At 74.6% G+C, this 4,188-nt stretch carries 3 protein-coding genes and 2 pseudogenes; all 5 read left to right on the forward strand.

Going from position 1 to position 4,188, the window contains the following annotated elements:
• A pseudogene (locus B0E53_RS33555) lies at positions 1–378 on the forward strand (hypothetical protein); the annotation flags it as partial.
• A gap of 72 nt (positions 379–450) precedes the next feature.
• Positions 451–1,398, forward strand: coding sequence for an ROK family glucokinase (locus B0E53_RS33560; protein WP_107079609.1), 948 nt, complete (start codon positions 451–453; stop codon positions 1,396–1,398).
• Position 1,399: 1 nt separating this feature from the next.
• Positions 1,400–2,101, forward strand: coding sequence for an endonuclease/exonuclease/phosphatase family protein (locus B0E53_RS33565; RefSeq protein ID WP_107079610.1), 702 nt, complete (start codon positions 1,400–1,402; stop codon positions 2,099–2,101).
• Positions 2,102–2,545: 444 nt separating this feature from the next.
• Positions 2,546–3,949, forward strand: a complete 1,404-nt coding sequence (locus tag B0E53_RS33570; RefSeq protein ID WP_107079611.1) for an NAD(P)-binding domain-containing protein — start codon at positions 2,546–2,548, stop codon at positions 3,947–3,949.
• A pseudogene (locus B0E53_RS33575) lies at positions 3,949–4,188 on the forward strand (hypothetical protein); the annotation flags it as partial. The gene B0E53_RS33570 and the pseudogene B0E53_RS33575, both read left to right, overlap by 1 nt.

Consider the following 4,188-nt stretch of genomic DNA (forward strand, 5'->3'; position numbering starts at 1 on the left):
TTCGCCCCGTCCGAGCCGGCCGGGCCGGGCGGCCCGACGGCGGCGGGCGGGCCCGCCGGGGCGGCCGCCGGAACCGCGACGGGGGACCACGTGTGGCGCGAGGCGACCCGTACCGGGCATGATTCTCAGCCGGCACCCGAGCAGGACGTGTGGTCCGCCGCCACCCGGGGGGAGGGCGCGGCCGATGCGGGTGCCGTCGACGACTCCAGGTCGGGGCATGGCGTCAGCCGCGCCGAGCTGGAGTTGTCGGAGCCGCCCGCCGATGCCGCCGGGCCGGCCGCGCCGGCGCCGAGCCGGCCGTCGGCCGGCCGGCCCGTGGTGCCCGCCTCACGGGCGTCCGGCGAGGTGGGCGAGGACGTACCAGGCGACGGGGCCTGACCCACCGGACATCCCGGGATCGCACGGCCGGTTCGGCCGGGCCGGGCAGCACAGCAGAGGGGAGTGGCAGCGGTGACGCTGACCATCGGAGTCGACGTCGGTGGCACGAAGGTGGCCGGCGGTGTCGTGGACGACACCGGCAAGGTTCTCGTGCAGGCCCGACGCAACACCCCCGCCGACGACGTGGCCAAGACCCGCGACGTCATCATCGAGCTGGTCACCGAGCTGGCCGCCGGCCAGACCGTCGGCGCGGTCGGCATCGGCGCGGCCGGCTGGATCGACGCCTCCCGCTCCACCGTGCTCTTCGCCCCCAACCTGGCCTGGCGGGACGAGCCGCTGCGCGACTACGTCAGCAACGCGACCGGCCTGCCGGTGATCGTGGAGAACGACGGCAACGTCGCGGCCTGGGCGGAGTTCCGCTACGGCGCCGCCCGGGACGCCGACGACTCGATGGTGATGTTCACCATCGGCACCGGCGTGGGCGGCGGCATCGTGCTCGGCGGCGAACTGGTCCGCGGGGCCAACGGCATCGCGGCCGAGCTGGGCCACATGCTCACCGTGCCGGACGGCCACCAGTGCGGCTGTGGCCGGCTGGGCTGCATCGAGCAGTACGCCAGCGGCAGCGCCCTGGTCCGCTTCGCCCGCGCCGCCGCCCGCCAGGAGCCGCACCGGGCCACCGCCCTGCTGGAGCTGGCCGGCGGCGAGGCCGAGGGGATCACCGGGCCGATGGTGACCGCCGCCGCCAAGGGCGGCGACCCGGTCTCCGCCGAGGCGTTCGCCCAGGTCGGCCGCTGGCTCGGCACCAGCCTCGCGGACATGGCGCAGATCCTCGACCCGCAGGTGCTGGTGGTCGGCGGTGGCGTGATCGACGCCGGCGACCTGCTGCTCGGCCCGACCCGCCGGTCGTTCAGCGACGCCCTGGCCCAGCGCAGCCGCCTGCCCGTCGCCGAGGTACGCCCGGCCGAGCTGGGCAATACCGCCGGTGTCATCGGCGCCGCCGACCTGGCCCGGCGGATCTGACGTGCCGGCAGCAGGCGTGCCGCTGCGGGTGGTGTCCTACAACATCCACAGCCAGCGCGACGACACCGCCGCGCTGGCCGAGGTGGTGCGGACGGCCGAGCCGGACGTGGTGATCGTCCAGGAGGGGCCGCGGCGGTTCCGGTGGCGGCAGAAGTGCGCCACGCTGGCCGACTCGTTCGGCCTGGTGGTGGCGGCCGGCGGCCTGCCCGCGTTGGGCAACCTGCTGCTGACCAGCCTCCGGGTGCGGGTGACGGCGACCCGCTGCCAGCGCTACCCGCTCACCCCGGGGCGGCACCTGCGCGGGGCCGCGTACGCCGAGTGCCTGGTGGGTGGGAGCCGGTTCCTGCTGGCCGGCTCCCACCTCTCCACCGACCCGACCGAGCGGCCCGCGCAGGCGGCGGCGTTCAAGCGGGAACTGGCCGCGGCGACGCTGCCCGTGGTGACCGGCGCGGACCTGAACGAGGGGCCGGACGGCACGGCGTGGCGGACCGTCGCGGACGGGCTGACCGACGCGGCGGTGGCGATGGACCGGGCCGACCGGCACACCTACTCCTGCGCCGATCCCCGCCGACGCATCGACGCCCTCTTCGTCGACCCGCGGATCACCGTGGTCGACTACGACGTGGTGGACACCCCGCGGACCCGGCAGGCCAGCGACCACTTCCCGATCCTGGTCGACCTGCTGCTGCCCGCCGGCGACTGACCGTCCCCTCGTGCCGCGCCGGGCACCGCCCGCGTGGCGTCGCGCCGCGCCGCCTCGCGGCACGGCGCGGACGCCGGCGGCACAGGTGTGACCGAGCGTGACCTCTCCACACTTCAGCCCCCACCCCTCGACCGCCTTTGCTCTGCAGCCACAATCGCATCGGCTACCTTGCGTGACCGCCTCGCTGTGGCCGCAGCCGGAAAGTGAGTGCAAGGCGGCAGCTCAGCGCGATGCTGCGCGAATGGCTGCAGAGCAAAGCGCCGCAACCGGTGGTGGGAGGGTAGGGGCCGGACGACACGCTGCGTGATCGAGGTGTCGGTCACTCAGCGCCACGGAGGCCGCTCGCCACAACATCCCGCGGTCCGGGCGGCTGGACAACGGCGGGCATTGTCGGCAGGATTTCGCACCGACCCGGCACTCGTGCCGCACAAAAGGAGATTCCCGGTGTCCTCCTCCACCGACCTCGGCCGCCCCGACCCGGACCCGACGGTCGCCCCGACCCGGGACGGCCGCCCGGTCTCCGACCGCGGCGACACCGTCTGCGTCATCGGCGCCGGGGCCAGCGGCCTCACCGCCGTGAAGAACCTCCGCGAGGCCGGCTTCGGCGTGGACTGCTACGAGCGGGAGACCGGCGTCGGCGGGGCGTGGAACTGGCGGCACGACCGCAGCCCGGTGTACGCCAGCACGCACCTCATCTCGTCCCGGCCGTTCACCCAGTTCCCCGACTTCCCGATGCCGGACGACTGGCCGGACTACCCGCACCACGCCCAGCTGCTGTCCTACTTCGAGCGCTACGCCGACCACTTCGACCTGCGCCAGCACGTCTGGTTCGGCACCGAGGTGGTCCGGGTGGAGCCGGTCGAGGGAGACCGCTGGGACGTCACCACCCGCAGCACCGGCGGCTACGGCCCGGAGCGCACCTCCCGTTACGCGGCGGTGGTGCTGGCCAACGGGCACAACTGGTCGCCGAAGCTGCCCCGCTACGAGGGGCTGGAGCAGTTCCGCGGCGAGGTCATGCACGCCTCGTCCTACAAGGACCCGGCCCAGCTACGCGGCAAGCGGGTGCTGGTGGTCGGGGCCGGCAACACCGGCTGCGACATCGCGGTCGAGGCGGCCCAGCAGGCGTCCCGCTGCTGGCATGCCACCCGCCGCGGCTACTGGTACGCCCCGAAGTACGTCTTCGGCCGCCCCGCCGACCAGGTCAACGACACCCTGCTCGCGCTGCGGGTGCCGCTGCGGGTGCGGCAGTGGCTCTACCACTGGACGCTGCGGCTGACCGTCGGCGACCTGACCCGGTTCGGCCTGCCCCGGCCCGACCACCGGGTCTACGAGACGCACCCGATCGCCAACAGCCAGCTCGTCTACTACGTCGGCCACGGGGAGATCACCCCGGTGCCGGACATCGCGCGGTTCGGCGACCGCACCGTCGAGCTGACCGACGGCCGCGAGATCGACCCCGAACTGGTCGTCTTCGCCACCGGCTACCTGCCGCGCTTCGAGTTCCTCGAGGGGAAGGTCCTCGGCGACGCGGACGGCTCGGGCCGACCCCGGCTCTGGCTCAACGCGTTCGCCGCCGGCCATCCCACCCTGGCCGTGGTCGGCCTGGTGCAGCCGGACTCCGGCATCTTCCCCATCTCGCACTGGCAGAGCGTGCTCTTCGCCCGGCTGCTCACCCTGCGCACCACCCGCCCGGACCGGGCCGCCGCGTTCGGCCGCCGGGTCGCCGCCGGCGTCGGCGAGCGGTACTCGGGGAAGGTCAAGGACAGCACCCGGCACTGGTTCGAGGTGGGGCACGCCGACTATCTGCGCGCGCTCCAGCGGGCGCTCCACGACCTGGAGGGCAAGTGATGGCGGAGCGCGTGCGGGTGGTGCGGGGGTGGGAGTGGGCCCGTCCGGAACGGCCGGCCCGCCGCGAGGTGCTCGCCGCGCTGCCCGAGCTGGAGCAGGCGAAGCCGCCGCTGCTGTTCGTGCCCGGATTCGGGCACGGGGCGTGGGCGTTCGCCGAGCACTTGCCGGTGACCTTCCTGTGCCGGCGCGGCGACGCGTACGCCGAGCTGTGCAAGGCGGCCGACGAGCACCGCGCGGAC

This window comes from Micromonospora sp. MH33, assembly GCF_003013775.1.
In the GTDB taxonomy this organism is placed as follows: domain Bacteria; phylum Actinomycetota; class Actinomycetes; order Mycobacteriales; family Micromonosporaceae; genus Micromonospora; species Micromonospora fulviviridis.